Origin of the sequence: Nocardia bovistercoris, from assembly GCF_015674855.1 — a bacterium.
GTDB classification, from domain to species: Bacteria; Actinomycetota; Actinomycetes; order Mycobacteriales; family Mycobacteriaceae; genus Nocardia; species Nocardia bovistercoris.
In genome coordinates, this window is the sequence record NZ_JADMLG010000007.1 from 97,820 (window position 1) to 117,255 (window position 19,436).

Annotated in this window: 18 protein-coding genes; 4 read left to right on the top strand and 14 right to left on the bottom strand. The window is 68.7% G+C overall.

Annotated elements, in window-relative coordinates:
- The first annotated feature begins 7 nt into the window (after positions 1-7).
- Complete coding sequence (locus tag IT779_RS18065) at positions 8-1,369, top strand: phosphatase PAP2 family protein (protein WP_196150515.1); 1,362 nt, start codon at positions 8-10, stop codon at positions 1,367-1,369.
- Positions 1,370-1,388: 19 nt separating this feature from the next.
- Here IT779_RS18065 and mnhG read toward each other — a convergent pair whose 3' ends face one another.
- The 13 genes from mnhG to IT779_RS18130 form a co-directional block, all read right to left on the bottom strand.
- Positions 1,389-1,721, bottom strand: coding sequence for a monovalent cation/H(+) antiporter subunit G (gene mnhG / locus IT779_RS18070; RefSeq protein WP_196150516.1), 333 nt, complete (start codon positions 1,719-1,721; stop codon positions 1,389-1,391).
- Positions 1,718-1,978, bottom strand: coding sequence for a monovalent cation/H+ antiporter complex subunit F (locus IT779_RS18075; RefSeq protein ID WP_196150517.1), 261 nt, complete (start codon positions 1,976-1,978; stop codon positions 1,718-1,720). Before IT779_RS18075 ends, mnhG begins: the two co-directional genes overlap by 4 nt.
- Entirely contained in the window at positions 1,975-2,574 is a 600-nt protein-coding gene (locus IT779_RS18080; protein WP_196150518.1) for a Na+/H+ antiporter subunit E, read from the bottom strand. Before IT779_RS18080 ends, IT779_RS18075 begins: the two co-directional genes overlap by 4 nt.
- Positions 2,571-4,172, bottom strand: coding sequence for a Na+/H+ antiporter subunit D (locus tag IT779_RS18085; protein WP_196150519.1), 1,602 nt, complete (start codon positions 4,170-4,172; stop codon positions 2,571-2,573). Before IT779_RS18085 ends, IT779_RS18080 begins: the two co-directional genes overlap by 4 nt.
- Complete coding sequence (locus IT779_RS18090; RefSeq protein ID WP_196150520.1) at positions 4,169-4,552, bottom strand: Na(+)/H(+) antiporter subunit C; 384 nt, start codon at positions 4,550-4,552, stop codon at positions 4,169-4,171. The genes IT779_RS18085 and IT779_RS18090 overlap by 4 nt, the downstream gene beginning before the upstream one ends.
- Positions 4,549-7,431: a Na+/H+ antiporter subunit A gene (locus IT779_RS18095; protein WP_196150521.1), complete on the bottom strand. Its 2,883-nt coding sequence runs from the start codon at positions 7,429-7,431 to the stop codon at positions 4,549-4,551. The genes IT779_RS18090 and IT779_RS18095 overlap by 4 nt, the downstream gene beginning before the upstream one ends.
- Before the next feature lie 112 nt (positions 7,432-7,543).
- The gene (locus tag IT779_RS18100; protein ID WP_196150522.1) at positions 7,544-8,842 is read right to left on the bottom strand and encodes a hypothetical protein; all 1,299 of its coding nucleotides are present in this window, start codon (positions 8,840-8,842) and stop codon (positions 7,544-7,546) included.
- A 121-nt stretch (positions 8,843-8,963) separates the two neighbouring features.
- Complete coding sequence (locus IT779_RS18105; RefSeq protein WP_196150523.1) at positions 8,964-11,225, bottom strand: AAA family ATPase; 2,262 nt, start codon at positions 11,223-11,225, stop codon at positions 8,964-8,966.
- 47 nt (positions 11,226-11,272) lie between these two features.
- A complete protein-coding gene (locus tag IT779_RS18110) occupies positions 11,273-11,707 on the bottom strand; it encodes a hypothetical protein (RefSeq protein WP_196150524.1) in 435 nt (144 codons plus the stop codon).
- Between the two features lie 188 nt (positions 11,708-11,895).
- Entirely contained in the window at positions 11,896-12,237 is a 342-nt protein-coding gene (locus IT779_RS18115) for a UBP-type zinc finger domain-containing protein (RefSeq protein WP_196150525.1), read from the bottom strand.
- 56 nt (positions 12,238-12,293) lie between these two features.
- Positions 12,294-13,745, bottom strand: coding sequence for an ATP-binding protein (locus tag IT779_RS18120; RefSeq protein WP_196150526.1), 1,452 nt, complete (start codon positions 13,743-13,745; stop codon positions 12,294-12,296).
- 26 nt (positions 13,746-13,771) lie between these two features.
- A complete protein-coding gene (locus IT779_RS18125) occupies positions 13,772-15,439 on the bottom strand; it encodes an FAD-dependent oxidoreductase (RefSeq protein WP_196150527.1) in 1,668 nt (555 codons plus the stop codon).
- Between the two features lie 51 nt (positions 15,440-15,490).
- The gene (locus tag IT779_RS18130; protein ID WP_196150528.1) at positions 15,491-15,682 is read right to left on the bottom strand and encodes a hypothetical protein; all 192 of its coding nucleotides are present in this window, start codon (positions 15,680-15,682) and stop codon (positions 15,491-15,493) included.
- A gap of 198 nt (positions 15,683-15,880) precedes the next feature.
- Between IT779_RS18130 and IT779_RS18135 the strand changes: the two genes are divergently transcribed.
- On the top strand, positions 15,881-16,336 hold the full coding sequence (locus tag IT779_RS18135; protein ID WP_196150529.1) for an SRPBCC family protein: 456 nt from the start codon (positions 15,881-15,883) through the stop codon (positions 16,334-16,336).
- Positions 16,337-16,370: 34 nt separating this feature from the next.
- Here the strand turns inward: IT779_RS18135 and IT779_RS18140 are convergent, their stop codons facing one another.
- Complete coding sequence (locus tag IT779_RS18140; protein ID WP_196150530.1) at positions 16,371-17,399, bottom strand: beta-ketoacyl-ACP synthase III; 1,029 nt, start codon at positions 17,397-17,399, stop codon at positions 16,371-16,373.
- Positions 17,400-17,756: 357 nt separating this feature from the next.
- On the opposite strand from IT779_RS18140, the gene IT779_RS18145 reads away from it, so the two are divergent.
- The gene (locus IT779_RS18145) at positions 17,757-18,500 is read left to right on the top strand and encodes a phosphatidylserine decarboxylase (RefSeq protein WP_196150531.1); all 744 of its coding nucleotides are present in this window, start codon (positions 17,757-17,759) and stop codon (positions 18,498-18,500) included.
- Positions 18,500-19,414, top strand: coding sequence for a CDP-alcohol phosphatidyltransferase family protein (locus IT779_RS18150; protein ID WP_196150801.1), 915 nt, complete (start codon positions 18,500-18,502; stop codon positions 19,412-19,414). Before IT779_RS18145 ends, IT779_RS18150 begins: the two co-directional genes overlap by 1 nt.
- Positions 19,415-19,436: the final 22 nt, after the last annotated feature.

Sequence of the window (19,436 nt, forward strand, 5' to 3'; positions counted from 1 at the left end):
GTTTACTATGGTCGATGTGCTAGTCGAAGATCCGGGTCCCGGTGCGGGAGAAGCGGTGCGACGACCGCGATCACCGGGGCCGAGGGTCCGGGTCGCGGTCGTGCTCGGTGCGGTTCCCGTGCTGTTGATCGCCTTGCAGGTCGCGGCGTCGAGGCAGGGGTTCCAGGGGCCGCTGGACAGTCTGTGGCGTGATTATTTCGGCACCCCGAAATCCATGTCGGTGCCGTGGGCCGGGCTGATCCTGGCGTTGGTCGGGATTCCGCTGCGGCGTCGCGTCCTCGCGTTGAGCGCGGCCATCGCCATCGACGTGGTCTGTGCGGGCGCGCGGATGCTCGCCGACGAACCGTTCGCGGTCGGCAACGGAGCCGTGATCGTGCTCACGGCCATCGCGGTGCTCGCTGTGGTGCGCTGGGAGGGCGTCGACCGCGTGAACGCCCTGCGCGCGGCCGGTCTCGGCGCGCTGCTGATCCTCGCCACCAAGGTCGGGGACGTGTGGTTGCACGTCACGGTGGTGGCCAATCCCGAAGTGTTCGACCGGTACGTGATGCTGGCCGATCACGCGCTCGGCGATCCGTCGTGGGTGGTGGGCCGCATCGTCGACGCCCTCGGGCCCGCCGTATACGCCGTCCTGCACTGGGTGTACATCGAACTTCCGGTCGCGGCGATCGTGGTCGCGGTGTGGCAGCTGCGCCGCGTGGTGCACGAGGGCGTGTGGCCGACGCACTACCTGGTGCGCACATTCCTCGTGCTCGGCCTGCTCGGCCCCATCGTGTACGTGCTGTTCCCGGTGGTCGGCCCGATGTTCGCGTTCGGCGCCGACGGGAACGGTCTGCAACTCGGCGACTTCTGGCCGAATGTCGTGCCGCCCATCGACCGTGACCCCGGGGCGCTGCTGTTCGACGGGGGCACCCCGCGCAACTGCATGCCGTCCATGCACACGGCTTGGGCGCTCGCGGTGTTCCTGCACACCCGCCGCGACATCGACGGATCGCTCGCTCCCGCCTGGTTGCGCTGGGGCGGCGCGTTCTGGCTGGTCGCCACCCTCGTCGCGACCCTCGGCTTCGGCTACCACTACGGCGTCGACCTGGTCGCGGGCGCGGTGCTGTGCCTGACCATCGAATCCGCGCTGCGCGAACCGGAACGCGGCTGGGGCTGGTTCCGCGTCCGCCTCGTCGCGGGCGGTGTCGTCCTGCTCGCCGCCCTGCTGCTGTCCTATCGTTTCCTCGCGGTGCCGATGGCCGAATACTCGGTGTTGGCGGGCACTCTCGTGCTCGGCTTGCTGGCCGCGCTGGCCGCGCTGTTCCACGCCACCTGGTTCGCTTCCGACCGCGCGTCCGTCACCGCGGCCCCCGAACCCGCCACCTCGTAGCGGACCACCTCGTAGCGACTCAGTCGACCTCGTCGCCCAGCTCGTTGACGCGCAGCAGACCGTCGCGGTGCCGCTGTTCGCGGTAGGCGGTGCGGCCGATCAGGTGTGCGATGACGGGGGCGGTGAGGGTGGTGAACAGGGCGACCAGGATGAGCATCCAGGCGTTGGCGTCGGCCCTGATCTGGACGGCGGTGCCGATGAGGATGAGGATCAGGCCGACCACCTGGGGTTTGGTGGCCGCGTGCATGCGGGTCAGGGTGTCGGGGAAGCGCAGGATGCCGACGGCGGCGGTGAAGGCCAGGAACGCGCCGGTCAGGATGAGGACCGCGGAGAAGATGTCGAGAAGCGTCATCGGTCGTCCCTGACCCGGAAACGCGACACCGCCGCGGAGCCGAGGAAACCAACGAGGGCCAATGCGACGACGGCCGGGATGACGGTGCTGTCACCGCTGTAGGCGGCCCACACCGCGAGGCCGGACGCGGCGATGGCGATCAGGGAATCGATGCCGACGACCCGGTCGAGGGTGTTCGGCCCGGCGAGGATGCGGTAGCAGGTGATCACGGCGGCCGCGGCGAGCAGGACGCCCGCGATGACGGCGACGACGGTCATCGTTGCACTCCGTTCGGCGGCTCGGTGTTCGGATCGGGCGCCAGGATGTCGCCCGCGGGCTTGCTGACCGCATCGCGCGGGGTCAGCGGTCGTTCGAAGGCGTCGATGAGCAGCCGTTCGAGGCGGCGGGTGGTGCGGTAGAACTTGTCGACGGCGGCGTCGCTGCTCACGTCGAGGACGTGCACGTACACCACGCAGCGCTGCCGGTCGATCTCGAGCACCATGGTGCCGGGGATGAGGTTGAGCAGGTCGACGCACAGCACCAAGACCAGGTCGCTGCGGGTGCGCAGACTCACCCGCAGCACACCGGACACCGGCGTCGGCGCGGGACGCACCGCGAGCCAGGCCACCTGGAAACTGGATTCCAGGGCGTAATACGTGCTCACCGCGGCCAATTCGAGCAGCGGAAGCGGGTTGAGGCGGCCGTTCACGGGCAGCAGCGGCAACGGCAGCGCGACCATGATCACCAGGCCGATCACCAGACCGCCGAGCAGATTCCCGACGCTCAGGTCACCCCACAGCGCCATATAGACCAACGTCAGCCACACCAGCAGCCCGATTCGCACCACATTGTCGCGGCTGAGCGCGGCCCTCATCGCAGCGCCTCGGGATCGCCGAGTACCGAGCTGATGTAGATGGCCGGATCGTCGAGTTCGGCGGCGGCGCGGTCGGCGATGCCGAGGATCGGTCCGGCCAGCACGGTCAGTCCGAGTCCGGCGGCGGCGAGTGCGGCGGTGGCGACCAGCATGAGCGGCGGTATGCGGCCCGGGTCGACGCGCTCGTCGTAGAGCACGTCCTCGGAATCCTCGATCAGGGTGGGTGGATTCGCTGCGGCGAGATGGCCTTCCGGCGCTTCCGAACGCGGCCGCCAGAACGCCTTGGCCCACACCCGCGCCGCGACGTAGAGCGTGAGCAGGCTGGTCACGACGGCGCCGCCGACCAGCGTCCAGGCCAGTACGCTGCCATCCGCGACGCCCGCTTGCAGCAGCGCGACCTTGCCGATGAAGCCCGAGAAGGGCGGTATGCCGCCGAGATTGAGTGCCGGAACCAGGAACAGCACCCCGAGTATCGGACTCGCCGCGGCCAGTCCCCCGAGGCGGCGCAGCGAGGTCGAGCCCGCTTGGCGTTCGATGAGTCCGACGACGAGGAACAGCGTGGTCTGCACGAGAATGTGGTGCGCCACATAGTAGATCGCGCCCGCGAGTCCGGCCGCGCTACCGAGCCCGACGCCGAACACCATGTAGCCGATATGGCTGACCAGCGTGAACGAGAGCAGTCGTCGGATATCGCTCTGCGCGATGGCGCCGAGAATGCCGATGATCATGGTGAGCAGGCCGCAGATCAACAGGACCGTGTCGAATCCGCCGTCCGGGAAAAGCAGTGAATGGGTGCGGATGATCGCGTACACGCCGACCTTGGTGAGCAGTCCGGCGAAGACGGCGGTCACCGGCGCGGGTGCGGTCGGGTACGAGTCGGGCAGCCAGTTCGACAGCGGGAAGACCGCGGCCTTGATGCCGAAGGCGACCAGCAGCACCGCGTACACGGCGGTGCGCACCCCGTCGGGCGCGGCCTCCATGCGCAGCGCGAGTTGCGCCAGGTTGAGGGTGCCGCCGGTGGCGTAGGCGAGTCCGATGCCGACCAGGAAGATCAGCGACGACAGCATCGACACCATCACGTAGGCCACCCCGGCGCGGATGCGCTGCGCTGTCGCGCCGACGGTGAGCAGCACGAACGACGCGGCGAGCAGCATTTCGAAGCCGACGAACAGGTTGAACAGGTCACCGGCGAGGAAGGCCGCCGAGACGCCCGCGGTGAGCACCAGGTAGGTGGGGCGGTAGATGGAGGTCGGTTGCTTGGCGCCGCCGTCGCGGATGTTCTGGCCGGAGCCGTAGAGCGAGACCGCGAGCAGCACCACCGAGGAGACCAGCAGCATGCCCGCCGAGAGCCGGTCGACCACCAGCGTGATGCCGATCGGGGTCTCCCAGCCGCCGACCTGCACCGCGGTGGTGCCGTCGCGGTCGGCCAGATACAGCAGCAGTCCGCTGATGACGACGACGGCGGTGAGCGCGAGCGACACCACGAAACCCTGGATGCGCGGCTGCCTGCCGAAGACGAGGGTCGCGGCGGCGGCGAGCAACGGGACCAGCACGGGCAGCGGCGCGAGTGCGGGCAGCAGGCCGGAGGACAGGCTCAAACTTCGGGGTCCTCTCCCTCGCGACGGCTGGCGACCTCCATATCGGCGGGGTCGTTCTGCACGTCGTCGCTTGTGGTCAGCATGTAGGCGCGGTAGGCGAGGGCGAGGACGAAGGCGGCGAGGCCCATGGTGATGACGATCGCGGTGAGCACCATGGCCTGGGCCAGCGGGTCGGCGAGCCCTTCGTGCTCGGCCTGCGACCCGGCGCGGATCGGCGGGTCACCGTCCGGTCCGCCGACGGTGAGGATGAGCAGGTTCACCGCGTTGCCGAACAGGATCATGCCGAGCAGCATCTTCGACACCGTGCGTTCCAGGATCAGGTACACCCCGCACGCGACGAGCACGCCGATCAGGACCAGCAAGGTCAGATTCGAGGTCATCGCGACCCTCCCGCCACGGGTTCGGCGGCTTCGGCCAGTTCGCTGTCCAGTCGCGCGCCGAGGCTGCGCAGCACGTCGAGGACGAGGCCGACCACGATCAGGTAGACGCCGAGGTCGAAGAACAGCGCGGTGACCAGTTTGACGTGTCCGACCAGTGGCAGGGTCACCTCGATCACCGCCGAGGACAGCGGCGGCGCGCCGAACAGCAGAGAAGCGGCGGCGGTGCCCGCGGCCAGGGTGAGTCCGGCGCCGAGGATCTGCCCCGCGTCGACGGGCAGTGCTTCGCCGAGTTCGTAGCGTCCGCCCGCGAGGTAGCGCAGGGTGAGCGCGAGTCCGGCGGTGAGGCCGCCCGCGAAGCCGCCGCCGGGCGCGTTGTGGCCCGCGAAGAAGAAGTAGACCGACAGCACCATGATGGTGGGGAACACCAGTCTGGTGGTGATCTGCAGCACCATCGAGCGGTCCTCGCGCCGCATGAGCCTGGCGGCGGACAGCCAGCTCACCGCGTCGGGGTCGTAGCGCGGCGAGTCGACCGCGCGCGGCGCCGAGCCGAAGCGCCTGGTGCGGAACACCAGGGAGGCGACGCCGGTGGCGGCGACGATCAGCACCGAGATCTCGCCGAGGGTGTCCCAGGCGCGGATGTCGACCAGCAGCACGTTGACCGCGTTCTTGCCGCCGCCGAATTCGTAGGCGGCGTCGGGGATGCGGTGCCAGATGGGTTCGGCGGAGCGGGCGGCGGTGGCGAAGGCGGCGAGCACCGCGACGGTGGCGCCGACCGTGGCAGCGAGCAGTGCGCGGCGCACCTTGAAGTCGGCGGTGCGGGTTTCGTCGATCTCGGCCGGGAAGGCGCGCAGGACCAGCACGAAGATGACCAGGGTGAGGGTTTCCACCAGGAATTGGGTGAGCGCGAGGTCGGGTGCGCCGTGCAGGGCGAAGATCACGCCGCAGCCGTATCCGGTGACGCCGACGACCAGCACGTTGGCGAGTCGGTTGCGCAGCACCGTCGCGCCGAGCGCCATGGCGATCATGATCGCGCCGATGGCGAGCTGTAGTGGCGAGTCCCACAGCCGCAGGCGCACGCCGGTGCGGGTGCCGACCGCGAGCGCGACCACGGGGAGCACGATGAGCGTGACCAGGATGGTCGCCTGACTCAGCGGCAGCGAACCGCGCTGCACCGAACCGGTCATTCGCAGCGAGAGCCGGTCCATGGCGCGCAGGGTGGCGTCGTAGGCGCGGTCGGCGTTGCCGAGGATGTGGTGCGCGGACTCCACGATCCGCCCGCGTTCGAGGAACAGCGCGACGCCCGCGGCGACGATGAACACCGTCAGTCCGAGCGGCACGGTGAATCCGTGCCACAGCGCGAGATGATCGTGTGGCGTGCCGTGCAGGGTGCTCGCATAGGGATCGAGTAGGCCGTCCACCCAACCCGCGCCGGGTCCCGCGACCAGCGAGGCGACCGCGAGGACGGCGGGCGGCGCCAGCAGCAGCGCACCCGGTGCGTGCCACCGCCCACCGCGACCCTCGATCTGCTTGCCCTCGATCTGCGCGGCCCTGACCTGTGTGTTCTTGACCCACATGTCCTCGATTTGCTTGCTTGCAAACGCGCCCCAGATGAACCGCGCGCTGTAGCCGAAGGTCAGGGCCGACCCCACCGCGACGCCGACCACCAGGGCCATTCGCGCGGGAGCGGCGAGGGTATCGGCGTCGAGCAGGGCGCCGAGGGCACTTTCCTTGGCGACGAAACCGAACAGCGGCGGCAGCCCGGCCATACTCAGCGCGGCCAGACTCGCCACCGCGAGCAGCACCGGCGCGCGGCGGCCGAGCCCGGACAGCTGCCGCAGATCCCTGGTGCCCGCGCCGTGATCGATGATGCCCACCACCATGAACAGGCACGCCTTGAACAGGGCGTGCGCGACCACCATCGCCAGACCGGCCAGCGCCGCCTCCGGCGTGCCGACCCCAACCAGCAGGATCAGGAAACCGAGCTGGCTGACGGTGCCGAAGGCCAGCACCAGTTTCAGGTCGGTGACCTGCAATGCCCGCCAGCCCGCGAGCAGCATGGAGGTGAGTCCCAAGGTGAGGACCAGCGGATGCCAAGGCGGACTGTGCGCGAACACCGGCGCGAGCCGCGCCACGAGGTAGACGCCCGCCTTGACCATCGCCGCGGCGTGCAGATACGCGCTGACCGGGGTCGGTGCGGCCATCGCGCCCGGCAACCAGAAATGCAGCGGCACGATCGCCGACTTGCTGAGCGCGCCGACCAGGATCAGTACCACGGCCACCGACACCGCGACGCCACCCGGCGGCTGTTCGCGCGCCAACAGTTCCGAGAGCAGATAGGTGCCGCTGCTCTGCCCGAGCAGCACGATGCCGACCAGCATGGACAGCCCGCCCGCACCCGTCACCAGCAGCGCCTGGATCGCGGCGCGCCTGCTCGCCGCCCGTTCCGCGTCGTGCCCGACCAGTAGGAACGACAGGACCGTGGTTATCTCCCAGAACACGTAGAGCAGCAACATGTTGTCGCTGGTCACGAGTCCGAACATGGCACCGGCGAAGCCGATGAGCTGGGCCGCGAAGACACCGAGTCGCCGCTCGTCCGCGGCGAAATAGCGACCGCAATAGGCGAGTACGAGCGCGCCGATGCCGAGTACCAGCGCGGCCATGACGGCGGTGAGCGAATCGAAGCGCAGATCGATGTTCATCTCGATCGTCGGCGCCCACTCGAACCGGACCTGTCGCGTGCTGTTCCAGTTCGCGATCACCCAGGTCAGACCGCCCAGCGGGACCAATGCGAGTACGTAGAAGGCGTTGCGTCCCATCACCCGCACGCACAGTGGTGCCGTGAAAGCGGCGAGAACATGTGCGAGCAGGATTGCGAGCAAACTGCACTCCGTCGGGTCGTAGCGGCGGGGTACTTGCCAGTAAACCCTATGTGGATATCCGACGTTTCGCGGGTCCGCCGACTATGTCGTAGGCCATCTTCCGGCGGTTCGGCTATATATCCGCTACCGCGCCCGCCGGTGCCGCCGCCGCGACGTTCGCGCGGGTCAGCGGCCGGTAGCGGTACAGCACAGCCAGTCCAACCGCGCAGCCGAGGGTGATCACCATGGCCGTGCGACCCGAGGTTCCGACGCCCGCGGTCGCGTCGCGGGTCGGCAGTTCGCCCGCCTCGGGCAGCGCCGAGACGACCGAAGGCAGGAACAGCGCGCCGAGCGCGAGCACCCCGCTCGGCACGTACCGGGGCTTGGCGGCGCCGCAGCAGTAACCCGCGACCAGCGCGAGGCCGATGCCGCCGATCCCGTGCAGCACGATATTGCCGTGCCCGGCGACCGCGATCGAGTACACCGCGAGCACCCCGGTCAGGAACAGGCCGAAGGAGGGCATGGGTGCGGCGAGTCCGCCGACGATGCCGAATCCGGCGGCCACCAGGATCGCGACGAGTATCCACAGCGGTCGCGGCGTCGCGCCCATCGACTCGGCGGCAGGCACCAGGCTCGCGGCCAGCAGCAGGCCGGCACCGTCGCGGCGCGGCAGCAGCATGGCGGCCACCGTCGCGGCGATCACCGTTGCGCCGGCCGCCATGGCGATATCCATGGTGTGACCGCCGGGCCGGTCGTATTGGCGGGTCAGCCATTCGGTGCCCGCGATCACCATGAGGCCGAACAGCATTATCGAGATGATCGGCGCTATGGGCAGTTCCGACTGCTCGCCGGGCTCGCGAGCCTGCCGCGCGGGCGAACTGTTGCGGATGGCGCTGAGCGCGATCGACACCAGCGCGGTGAGGATGAGCCAGCGCGGCGGGGTCTGCAGCACGGTGTACGGAGTCTGGACGCGGATGTGCAGCAGTTCGGCGAAGTCGCCGAAGACGAAGAAGCCGACGCTGCCGAGTGCGAATCCGAAGGCGGGCAGCGGTCTGCGCAGCACTGCGGCGCCGAGTGCGCCGAGCAGGAGGCCGCCGCAGATCGAATCCACGTAGTTGCGGGTGGTCAACAGGTCGGGTGCGGAGACATCGGTTCCGACGAGATGATTGATCAGCAGTCCGGACGCGCCCGCGAGCGCGGTGTTCCACGCGACTCGCGGCCGGGCGAAGGTGTGGATCAGTACGGCGACGGTCACGGCGACGACGACGCCGACGGTGGCGCCGCGCGGCACGCTCGCGTAGAGGGCGGCGACCCGGTAGGACGCACTCTCACCGGACCAGGTGTAGGTGAGGGGCAGCAGCAGCGTGACTCCCGCAACGGCGGCTCCGCAGAACGCGGTGATCGTGTCGAATGTCTCGCCGATGCGTCGCACGTCGCCGAATCTACCCGCGCCTACAGTCCGATCCGTGGATTGCCGGGTGATGGGTACGCCATGTCGTGAACGGTGAAAGTCCAGAACCTGACCGGTTGCATGTGAATTGCTATCCGATAGCTTATTGCGCTCGGTTGTCCGCGTATCTACGCAGCGATTCCACTTGTGTTGCCTCCAGTGACGGTCGCACCGCCGCGCGCGCCGCGGCAACGTCGGCGGCCGTCACGTCCGCGGCGTGCACATCGCGTCGCATCGCCGCGAGCGCGGCCTCGCGCAGCAAGGCGGCGCAATCGGCGGCGGAATAGCCGTCCAGATGGGTCGCGAGCGCGGCTAGATCCACCTCGTCGGCCAGCGGCACCGAACGGCCCGCCGTGCGCAGGATCTCGCGCCTGGCCTCGGCGTCCGGCGGCGGAACGAAGATCAACCGCTCCAACCGGCCGGGACGCAACAGCGCCGGATCGATCAACTCCGGGCGGTTCGTGGCGCCGAGCACCACCACGTCGCGCAACGGCTCGACGCCGTCCAACTCGGTGAGCAGCGCCGCCACCACCCTGTCACCCACTCCGGAATCGGTGCTCTGCCCGCGGCGCGGCGCGAGTGCGTCCACCTCGTCGAGGAAGATCAGCGACGGGGCGGAATCCCTTGCCCGCTGGAACAATTCGCGTACCGCGCGTTCGGAGGCGCCGACCCACTTGTCCATCAACTCGGCGCCCTTCACCGCGTGCACGCTCAACTGCCCGGTACTGGCCAGCGCGCGCACCAGGAAGGTCTTGCCGCAGCCGGGCGGGCCGTACAGCAGCACGCCGCGCGGTGGATCGATGCCGAGACGGGCGAACGAATCCGGATGGCGCAGCGGCCACAGCACGGACTCGGTCAACGCCTGCTTCGTCTCCACCATGTCGCCGACGTCGTCGAGGCCGAGACTGCCGATGGCAAGTTCCTCCGCGCCCGAACGCGACAGCGGCCGGATCACCTCCAGCGCACCGACCAGGTCGTCCTGGCGCAGACACGGATCGCTGTGTTCACGGCTCGCCCGCGAAGCCGCGCGCAACGCCGCCTCGCGACACAGCGCCGCCAGATCCGACACCACGAAACCCGGTGTGCGCGAGGCGATCACATCCAAATCCAAGGTGCCGGTCGGCACCCGGCGCAGCAACTGCTCCAGCAGCGCCTTGCGCACCGCCGCCGTCGGCAAGGTCAACGCCAGTTCGCGATCGCACACATCCGGCGCGCGCAGGCGCACGTCGAGCGCCGCCGGATTCGACGTGGTCGCCAGGAACGCCACGCACGGCTCGGACACCGCGGCCCGCAGCTGATCGAGGATCAACGTCGCGACCGGCTCCGCGGTGGCGGGCAACAACGCGTCGATATCGGTGACCAGCAGAATGCCGCCGCGGCCCGACCCGATATCGGCCACCGCCGCCGCCACTTCGCGCAACCGCGCGCCGCTCTCCGAGGCGCCGATCGTCGGTCCGTCCAACTCCACGATCCGACGGCCCGCCACCACCGAACGCGCCAACGTCGCCTTGCCGACCCCGGCCGGGCCTGTGATGAGCACACCGAGATGCGGGGTGGCGCCAAGAGTCCGCAACAACTCCGGTTCGTCCAGTGCGAGACTCAGCCACTCGGACAACTTGGCCGCCTGCGCGTGCGCGCCGACCAGATCCTCCCGCGCCACCACCGTCGCCTCGCCCGCGCGGACCGTCCCCGACCCGTCGGCCACCGCGCGCGCTTCGCCCGCAACCTCGGCGCCACCCGGCAACGCGCCGGAAGACCGGCCGCTCGCCGCGCGGTCGGCGGCATCGAGGGCGGCCACCGTGCCCGCACCCCAACTCACCGCCGTATTCGGTTGCACGCTCACCGGGCCCGGACCCGGATCGGCCGCCGTCACCGTCAACAACTCGGCGGTCCACGCGATGCCGAACGCGCGCGAGAGCGCCTGACTCGCCGCCGACGACGGGATATCGGGGCCGAGGTCGCGAGGCAGCAGCGACACCGCGTCGCCGACGGTCACCACCTTGCCCAACAGCGCCTGCCGCAAGGTGGCCGCCGGGATACTGCGGGTCGCGTGCGCCGAACCGCTCACCGAGATCTGCCGCGCGCCACACACCGCGGCGGGCGCGACGACCACCGTCGAATCCTCGCGCACACCCGCGTTCGACAACGTCACGTCATCGAGCAGGGCGACACCGGCCGGAGTGCCCGCGGGCGCTATACCCGCAACCGCCGCCGTGCGGCGCGCGCCGATCAGTGCGACACCGTCCCACTCGCGTAGGCCGAGCGCGGTCAACACCTCGGGATGCAGTCGCACCACACCGCGCCGTGCGTCGGCCGCGGAAGAATTCAGACGAGCTGTGAGCGCCAGTTCAGCCACCGTGCCCATTGTGCCCGCGCGAGGTCACACCGTCAGGTCGGTCGCATTCGCGCGTCTCAGGTGACGATGCCCGCGGCCTCGGCCACCGTCTTGTCCGCGTTGCTCGACGCCAGGCACACCAGCTTCGCGGTGCCAAGAGCGACATTCGGGCTACCGGCGAACGGGCTGTTCGGGTTCTCCGCCAGGATGCGCTCGATCAGCGCCTTCTCGTTCGTGCTGTCCAGCGCTCGGAACTCCGAACACGTCGTGCTCGACGCGTTGCCCGACGGGCGGTCGGTGGATTTCGCGGTGGTCGTCGGCGCGTTCGCCTGCGTCGGCGACGGTGCTTGCGCGGGCGGGCGGGCGGTTGTGGTCGGTGCGGGCGTGGCCGAGACGGACTCGGTGTTGCCCTTGCGTAAGCCGCTCGCGTCCGAGGACTCCTCCGAGCTGCCGCACGCGGACAGGGACAAAGCCACCGCAGCGGCGGCGGCGATGATCGAAATACGCTTCATCTTCTGCTTTCCCCGGTGGCTGGAGGCGCCGGGACCATCGGCGCGTTCGGTGCAGCGTACCGGGTGCGATCGGAGGGTTTGCACAGTGGTTCTCCGGGCGATCTGGGGCGGGCCGCTTGTGGTTCGCCTGTTGTCGTCCACTGTGGGGGCCGGGGCTTATGGAATGCCCAACGGGCGCTTACGAAAGGTCAGTGGATGTGGGTGCGCCAATCGGCGGGGACTCGGCCTCGGGGGCCGGGGGCGGGTTGGTCGACGGGGTGATTCTGTGGGGGCGCCAGGTCTGGGCCGTCGGAGAAGGTTTCCTGGGAGCGGAAATCGTAGAACCAGGTTTCGCCGGGTTCGTAGCTCTGGATGAAAGGGTGGCCGGTGGATTCGGCGTGGGCGGTGGCGTGTTGGGACGGGGAGGTGTCGCAGCAGCCTATGTGGCCGCATTCGGCGCAGCGGCGGAGGTGGACCCACCAGCCGTTGGATCGGGTGCATTCGAGGCAGCCGGGACCGGATGGGGGGATTTGGGGGTTTATGTGATCCATTTGGGTGCCTTCTCGGGTTTGGGGGTTTGCTTTACTCCGGGGGTGGCTTGTGGTTTTCAGGGTTCTGGGGGTTGGCGGGTCAGGGGGAGGCGGACTGTGAAGCGGGTGTTGCCGGGGGTGGAGTCGACTCTGATGTCGCCGTTGTGTTTGTTGACGACGATTCTGAAGGAGATGTCCAGGCCTAGGCCGGTGCCTTCGCCTACGGGTTTTGTGGTGAAGAAGGGTTCGAAGATTCGGCGGCGGATTTCTTCCGGGATGCCGGGGCCGGTGTCGCCTATTTCTACTACCGCGCAGTCGTTTTCGCGGTAGGTGTGGACGGTCAGGGTGCCGTTGTGGTTCATCGCGTAGCAGGCGTTGTCGATCAGGTTTGTCCAGACCTGGTTCAGTTCCGCGGCGTAGCAGGGGAGGGGTGGGAGGGTGCGGTCGTAGTTCTTCACTACTTTTATGCCGTCGCCCAGTTTTCGGCTCATCATCACCAGGGTGCTGTCGAGTAGTTCGTGTACGTCGATCACCTGGAAGGGGGCCCGGTCCATTTGTGAGTACTGTTTGGCGGCGCCGACCAGGGTGGAGATTCTGGTGGTCGAGTCGCCTATCTCGTTCATCAGCAGTTCGGTTTCGATGGTGTAGTTGAGCCAGCGGATCGCGCCTTCGAATACCTTGTCGGGGCAGGCTTCCAGGGTGCCGCGGACGCGTTCGAGCCAGTCGATGTCGAAGCCGGCTTGGACGAAATTGGGGGCTATCGCCCAGCCGTCCGATATCTCGTGGTCTTCGAGCCATTCGCCGAGGAGGTCCTCGCGGTCGGCGGCTTCCATGGGGGTCAGGTCGGGGGCCTTGGCCACCTGGGCGGCGGCTTCCTCTTGGAGGCGGACCAAGGTGACCAGGACTTCCGGCTGGAATTTGCCTTCGGCCATCATCGCCAACTTGTGGCGCATGCCCGCGACGCGTTCGCGCAGGCCCGCGGTGGCGCGGACGGCCGCGGCGGCCGGGTTGTTCAATTCGTGGGTCAGGCCCGCCGAGAGTGAGCCGAGTGCGAGGAGGCGTTCTCGTTCGGCGACACGCTGGCTGGCGTTACGGTTGCCGTTGAAGGCGCCTTCCAGCAGGTGGACGGCCATCGGGAACCATTCGTGCATCATGCGGGAGAAGGTGCCCGCGTCCAGTACGAAGAAGCGGGACTCGCGCGTGGTGTACATGGAGCTGTTGTAGGTCTGGTCGACCTTGTCGCCGAGGTAGGCGGTCCACGCGCCCGCGTACACCCCGACATACGAGGTGCGGTTCAATTCGATTTCGGTGCCGCCGGAGAGTTTGGTGAGTCGCAGTTCACCGTCCATGAGCACATACAGGCAGGTGGCCGGGTCGCCCTCGCGGAATACCAGTCCGGGTTCCAGGTATTCGACGCGGCCGTCGGTGCACAACCAGTTCAGTTGTTCGTCGGTCAATTTCTCGAAAAGGAACAGCGTGCGCAGTTCCTCCGGATCGCATACCGGCTCGTCGCGAGCGGTTGTCTGCATGGCCTGCCTTTCGACGTCGGACGGCCTCACGCCAGATATCGGTGTACGAGCATGACAGCCATCGCTCCTTCGCCGACTGCGGATGCCACCCGCTTGGCGGAGTCGGCGTGCACGTCACCGGCGACGAATACGCCGGGCACACTTGTTTCCAAGTGGTGCGGTGGCCTCGGTAATTCCCATCCGGCGGGCCGCGCGCCGTCCACGAGCAGGTCGGGGCCTGCGAGGACGAAGCCCGCGGCGTCGCGGGTGACCACGCCGTCGAGCCATTCGGTCTGCGGCGCGGCGCCGATGAACAGGAACAGGCGTTCGGCGTCGGCCTTCTCCTCGGTTCCCGCGGCGTTGTCGCGGAGCACGATGCGCTGCAGGTGGCCGTCGCCGTCGGCGGCGGTGATCTCGGTCTCGGTGTGCACGACGATATTGGGGATCTGCGCGATCTGCTGGATCAGATAGTGCGACATGGATTTCTCCAGCGAATCCGCGCGCACCAGCAGGTGTACCGCGTGGGCGTTGCGGGACAGGAATACCGCGGCCTGTCCGGCCGAATTCGCGCCGCCGACGATGTAGACGTCGTGGCCCGCACATTCGGAGGCTTCGGTCATCGCCGACCCGTAGTAGACGCCGCGTCCGGTGAAATCATCGACGCCGGGTGCGGGATGGCGGCGGTAGTCGACGCCGGTCGCGATGATGACGGTGTGCGCGCTGAGTGTGCCGCCGTCGGCGAAGGTGACCGTCCTGGCCGACCCTTTCACCTCGAGCCCGGTGACCTCGCGCGTGGTGATGACCTCCGCGCCGAACTTCGCCGCCTGACGCCGCGCCCGGTCGGCGAGCTGCGCGCCGGACACCCCGTCGGGGAAGCCGAGGTAGTTCTCGATACGCGAACTCTGCCCGGCTTGGCCGCCGGTGGCGGTGCGTTCGACCAGGACGGTGCGCAGTCCTTCGGACGCGCCGTAGACGGCGGCGCCGAGTCCCGCGGGTCCGCCGCCGACCACGATCAGGTCGTAGAAGTCGCCGGTGGGAGTGACCGTGAGCCCGACCCGTTCGGCCAACTCGCTGTCCGAGGGCTGCACCAGCGGGTCGCCGCCGGAGGTGATCACCACCGGGCAGCGCTCGGGGTCGGCGCCCGCCGCCTCGAGTAGTCGCGCGCCTTCGGGTTCGTCGGCCAGGTACCAGCGGTAGGGCAGCTGGTTGCGGGCGAGGAATTCGCGGATCTGGGAGGAGCGCGGCGACCAGCGGTTGCCGACCACCTTGGTCTCGGTCACCGGTTTGTGATCGCTGGAACGCCACGCCTCGAGCAGCCCGTCGAGCACCGGATACAGCTTCTCCTCCGGCGGGTCCCACGGTTTGAGCAGGTAGTGGTCGAGATCGATGACGTTGATGGCATCGATCGCGGCGTTGGTGTCGGCGTAGGCGGTGAGCAGCACCCGCCGCGCGAACGGATGCAGGTCCATCGCCTGTTCGAGGAATTCGATGCCGTCCATTCCCGGCATCCGGTAGTCGGCGATGAGCACCGCCACCGGTTGACCGCGCAACTTCATCTCGCGCAGGGCTTCGAGCGCGTCCGCACCGGATTCCGCGCGCAGGATCCGGTAGTCGGCCCCGTAGCGGCGGCGCAGGTCGCGGACCACGGCACGGGACACCCCGGGATCGTCGTCGACGCTGAGGATGGCCGGTTTCGTCGTAGCGGGTGCAGTCACCTTAGAAGTATGTCGTGTCGGGCCCGGGGGTGCGGGGGTGCGGCGGAGCGGTCACAAGCGGTGTTGTTCGACTATCTCGCGTTCGTCGGGCGTCAGTAGCCGTTCGAGTTTTTCCTCACGTGCGTTGGACTTGGCCCGCCGCACGATGTGTTTGCCGGTATCGGCGGACTCTTCGGGATCTCGGGACGGGAGGAGCGGAACCTGGTCCGCGTGGCGACGCTGGAGGAAGGAGCGCAATTTCACGGCCGATCACCTCACATTGGACGTAATGCTCGAGGGCTGTGTGTTGCTCGGGAACCATTGTGCGCTCGCCGTGACCGTCGCAGGTGACCAAAGGCCGAAATGTGACCTGGACGCCTTCCACCCGGTGGCACGTAGGATGCTGACCGACTCGTCGTTGACCCGCGCTCGATGGGGAGCGCGACGACCCACGGAGGCGCAGTGCCCAACACACTCGAAGCGACCATCGATATCAGCGCCCCGCCGGAGCAGGTGTGGAAGGTGCTCTCCGATCTGAAGCGGATGCCGGAGTTCAGCCCGCACACGGTGAAGATGGTCCCGCTCGGCAAGCCGAAAGCGGGCACGTGGACCGTCAACTGGAACCGGGACGGCAAGAAGTTCTATCCGACCACCTCGCGCATCACCAAGTTCGGTCTCGACGAGGGTTTCGCCTTCCGCATGACCGAGAACTTCACCACCTGGAGTTTCACCCTCGAGCCGACCGCCACCGGCACCCGGCTGAATCAGCGCCGCGACGTGGTCGACGGCGTGTCGTGGCCGGTGCGCAAGATGGTCGACGCGTTGCTCGGCGGGGAACAGGCGTTCGAGGCGAATCTGGTGCGCGGCATGAACGAGACCCTCGGCCGGATCAAGACCGCGGTCGAGTCGGGGCGGTGAGTCCGTCGGGACGGTGCGCCGTCCCGACGGGCCGTCACGCCCAGACGGGCAGGGTGACCACCTGAGCGGCGTAGGACAGGCCGGCGCCGAAGGCGATCAGCAGCGCGGTGTCGCCCGGTTTCGATTCGCCCTTGCGCAGCAGCGCCTCCATGGCCAGCGGGATCGAGGCGGCCGATGTGTTGCCGGTTTCCTCGATGTCGTTGGCGAGCGCGCAGCTCTCCGGCAGTTTCAGCACCCTTGCCATGATTTCGATGATCCGGCCGTTGGCCTGGTGCGGGATCATGGCCTGCAGGTCGTCGGTGGACAGTCCGGCGCGGTCGATGGCGTCGCGGCAGACCTTCTCCAGTGAATGCGCCGCCCAGCGGAACACCGCGGTGCCTTCCATCGTGAGGTAGGGGCGGACCGCGTCCACGCCCTTCTCCTCGATCTCGCGGAAGAATTCCACCCAGTCCTTGTCCTGGCGGATCGCGTGATGCTGGGTGCCGTCCGAACCCCAGACCGTTGGGCCGATGCCCGGTTCTTCGGAGGGGCCGACGATGACCGCGCCCGCGCCGTCGGCGAACAGGAACGCCGTCGAGCGGTCGGTGGGATTGATGGTGTCGGTCAATTTCTCGACGCCGATGACGAGCACGTTCTTGGCGGTGCCCGCGCGGACCAGGTCCGAGGAGAGCGCGAGCGCGTGACAGAAGCCCGCGCAGCCCGCCGAGATGTCGAAGGCAGCGGCGCCGTTCATGCCGAGTTCGGTGGCGATGCGCGGTGCGGCGGCGGGGGTGAGCAGCAGATGCGTCGAGGTCGCGACGATCACGCAGTCGACCTCGTCGACTTCGACCCTGGCGGCTTCGAGCGCGCGCTGCGCCGCGGCGACGCTCATGCTCTGCAGCGTCTCGTCCTCGGCGGCGAACCTGCGGGTCTTGATGCCCGATCTGGTTCGTATCCACTCGTCGCTGGAGTTGATCGGTCCTGCGACCTCGTCGTTGGTGACCACTCGGGCCGGGCGGTATACGCCGAGCCCGAGGATCGCGGTGTGCTCTGCCCCCGTGGTCTGGGCGATTCGAGCAGACATGGTGCGTCTCCTATGTACCTGCGGCGCTGCCGCCGGGGTTTCCCCGAAGCATCCGAATTTTCCTCATCTGGTGCGACCTACCACGACGGTAGACATGAGGCCCCCTCATATTAGCGTCCGAAGGTGAACAATGACGCGCGTATTCCCAACATCTGCCGGGTATACGCTCGAATAGCACGTCATTTGCTGAAATATCGCGTGTCCGTCGGGTGTCGTTATCGGGTCGACCTGTGCACCGGACCCGGGGCGGCTGACCGCACGTGCCACGGGTCCGCTTCCCGTAAGGTGTGATCGCGCTGCGCCCCGACCCGTCGTCGGCGGCGCGCGACGAACGCATCGAGCACGAAAGAGGAGACTGTGGCACGCCGTCCCACCCCGCCCGGTACGCCCGAGACCACCGGAATCGGCCATGTGGTCGACCTGGTCCGGGCCGCGATTCCACCGCTGCACCCGGCCGGGCTACCTTTCGTCGCCGCGCCGCTCGCGGTCGCGGTGGTCGGCGGCAGGCGGCGCAAATGGCTGCGCAGGACCGGACTCGTCGCGGCGGCCGCGTGCGCCGCCTTCTTCCGTCACCCGCACCGGGTGCCGCCGAACCGCGCCGGTATCGTCGTCGCCCCCGCCGACGGCGAGATCGCCCTCGTCGACACCGCGGTGCCGCCCGCCGAACTCGGTCTCGGCGATCAGCCGCTGCCCCGGGTCAGCATCTTCCTGTCCGTGCTCGACGTGCACGTGCAGCGCGCCCCGGTCGCGGGCACCGTGCGCACCGTGATCCACGAGCCGGGCCAGTTCCGTTCCGCCGACCTGCCCGAGGCCAGCTCGGTCAACGAGCGCAACAGCATGGTGCTCGAGACCCCGGGCGGGCACACGGTCGTCGTCGTGCAGATCGCGGGTCTGCTGGCCAGGCGCATCGTCTGCGACGCGCGCGCGGGCGACGTGCTCACCATCGGCGACACCTACGGCCTGATCCGTTTCGGCTCGCGGGTCGACACCTACTTCCCGGTCGGCACCGAATTGCTGGTGCGGCCGGGACAGCGCACCATCGGTGCGGAGACCGTATTGGCCGTACTGCCGACGTTCGGTGCGTCGCCGACCGATTCATGATGGAGGCAGCACTGCCTGCACAACCACCGCCACCCCAGCGCCGCCGCCGCAGCATCCGACTGCTGCCGAGCATCGTGACCATCCTTGCCCTCGCCGCCGGATTGTCAGCGGTGAAATTCGCGCTGGACGGAGTATTGGACGTCGCGCTCGCGATGGTCGGCGCCGCCGCGGTGCTCGACACCCTCGACGGCCGCCTCGCCCGCATGCTCGACGCCACCACGAAGATGGGCGCCGAACTGGATTCGCTGTCCGACGCCATCTCCTTCGGCGTCGCGCCCGCGCTCGTGCTGTACGTGGCGCTGCTCGACGAATACAGCGTCGGCTGGATGATCGCGCTGCTGTTCGCGGTGAGCATCGTGCTGCGGCTGGCCCGGTTCAACACCCTGCTCGACGACGACACCCGTCCGGAATGGTCGCGCGAGTACTTCGTCGGCGTGCCCGCACCGGCGGCGGCGTTGATCGCGCTGGTGCCGATCGCGCTGTTCGTCCAGTTCGGCGACGGCTGGTGGGTCGGGTTCTACGAGGTCGCGGCGTGGACGGTGTTCGCGGCGGCGCTCGCGGTGAGCACCATTCCGACGCTGGCGATGAAGTCGGTGTCGGTGGTGCCGCAGGCCGCTGCCGCGCTGCTCGCGCTCGTCGCGGTGGCCGCCGCGCTGCTGGTGACCTACCCGATCGTGCTGCTGCTGATCCTGGTCGGGCTCTACCTCGCGCACATCCCGTTCGCGTGGCATTCGCAGCGGTGGGTGGCGGCGCGGCCGGAGACCTGGGAGCACAAGCCCGCCGAGCGTCGCGCCCAGCGCCGGGCGCAGCGGCGTCGGCCCGCGCTGCGCCGACCGGCCATCCGCGGCGCGAGCCGGTTACGGTTGCGTCGGCCCGGTGCGCGTAAACCAACGGCCGACGACGTGACGCGCTGATTCCGCGTCCGTCGGGGCGAGG

Bases quoted from the DNA above. Each gene is read 5' to 3' on its own strand.
- IT779_RS18120 (WP_196150526.1), bottom strand. From the start codon at position 13,745: ATGCAGACAACCGCTCGCGACGAGCCGGTATGCGATCCGGAGGAACTG.
- IT779_RS18105 (WP_196150523.1), bottom strand. From the start codon at position 11,225: ATGGGCACGGTGGCTGAACTGGCGCTCACAGCTCGTCTGAATTCTTCC.
- IT779_RS18065 (WP_196150515.1), top strand. From the start codon at position 8: ATGGTCGATGTGCTAGTCGAAGATCCGGGTCCCGGTGCGGGAGAAGCG.
- IT779_RS18150 (WP_196150801.1), top strand. From the start codon at position 18,500: ATGGAGGCAGCACTGCCTGCACAACCACCGCCACCCCAGCGCCGCCGC.
- IT779_RS18075 (WP_196150517.1), bottom strand. From the start codon at position 1,978: ATGACCGTCGTCGCCGTCATCGCGGGCGTCCTGCTCGCCGCGGCCGCC.
- IT779_RS18140 (WP_196150530.1), bottom strand. From the start codon at position 17,399: ATGTCTGCTCGAATCGCCCAGACCACGGGGGCAGAGCACACCGCGATC.
- mnhG (WP_196150516.1), bottom strand. From the start codon at position 1,721: ATGACGCTTCTCGACATCTTCTCCGCGGTCCTCATCCTGACCGGCGCG.
- IT779_RS18080 (WP_196150518.1), bottom strand. From the start codon at position 2,574: ATGAGGGCCGCGCTCAGCCGCGACAATGTGGTGCGAATCGGGCTGCTG.
- IT779_RS18115 (WP_196150525.1), bottom strand. From the start codon at position 12,237: ATGGATCACATAAACCCCCAAATCCCCCCATCCGGTCCCGGCTGCCTC.
- IT779_RS18110 (WP_196150524.1), bottom strand. From the start codon at position 11,707: ATGAAGCGTATTTCGATCATCGCCGCCGCCGCTGCGGTGGCTTTGTCC.
- IT779_RS18090 (WP_196150520.1), bottom strand. From the start codon at position 4,552: ATGACCTCGAATCTGACCTTGCTGGTCCTGATCGGCGTGCTCGTCGCG.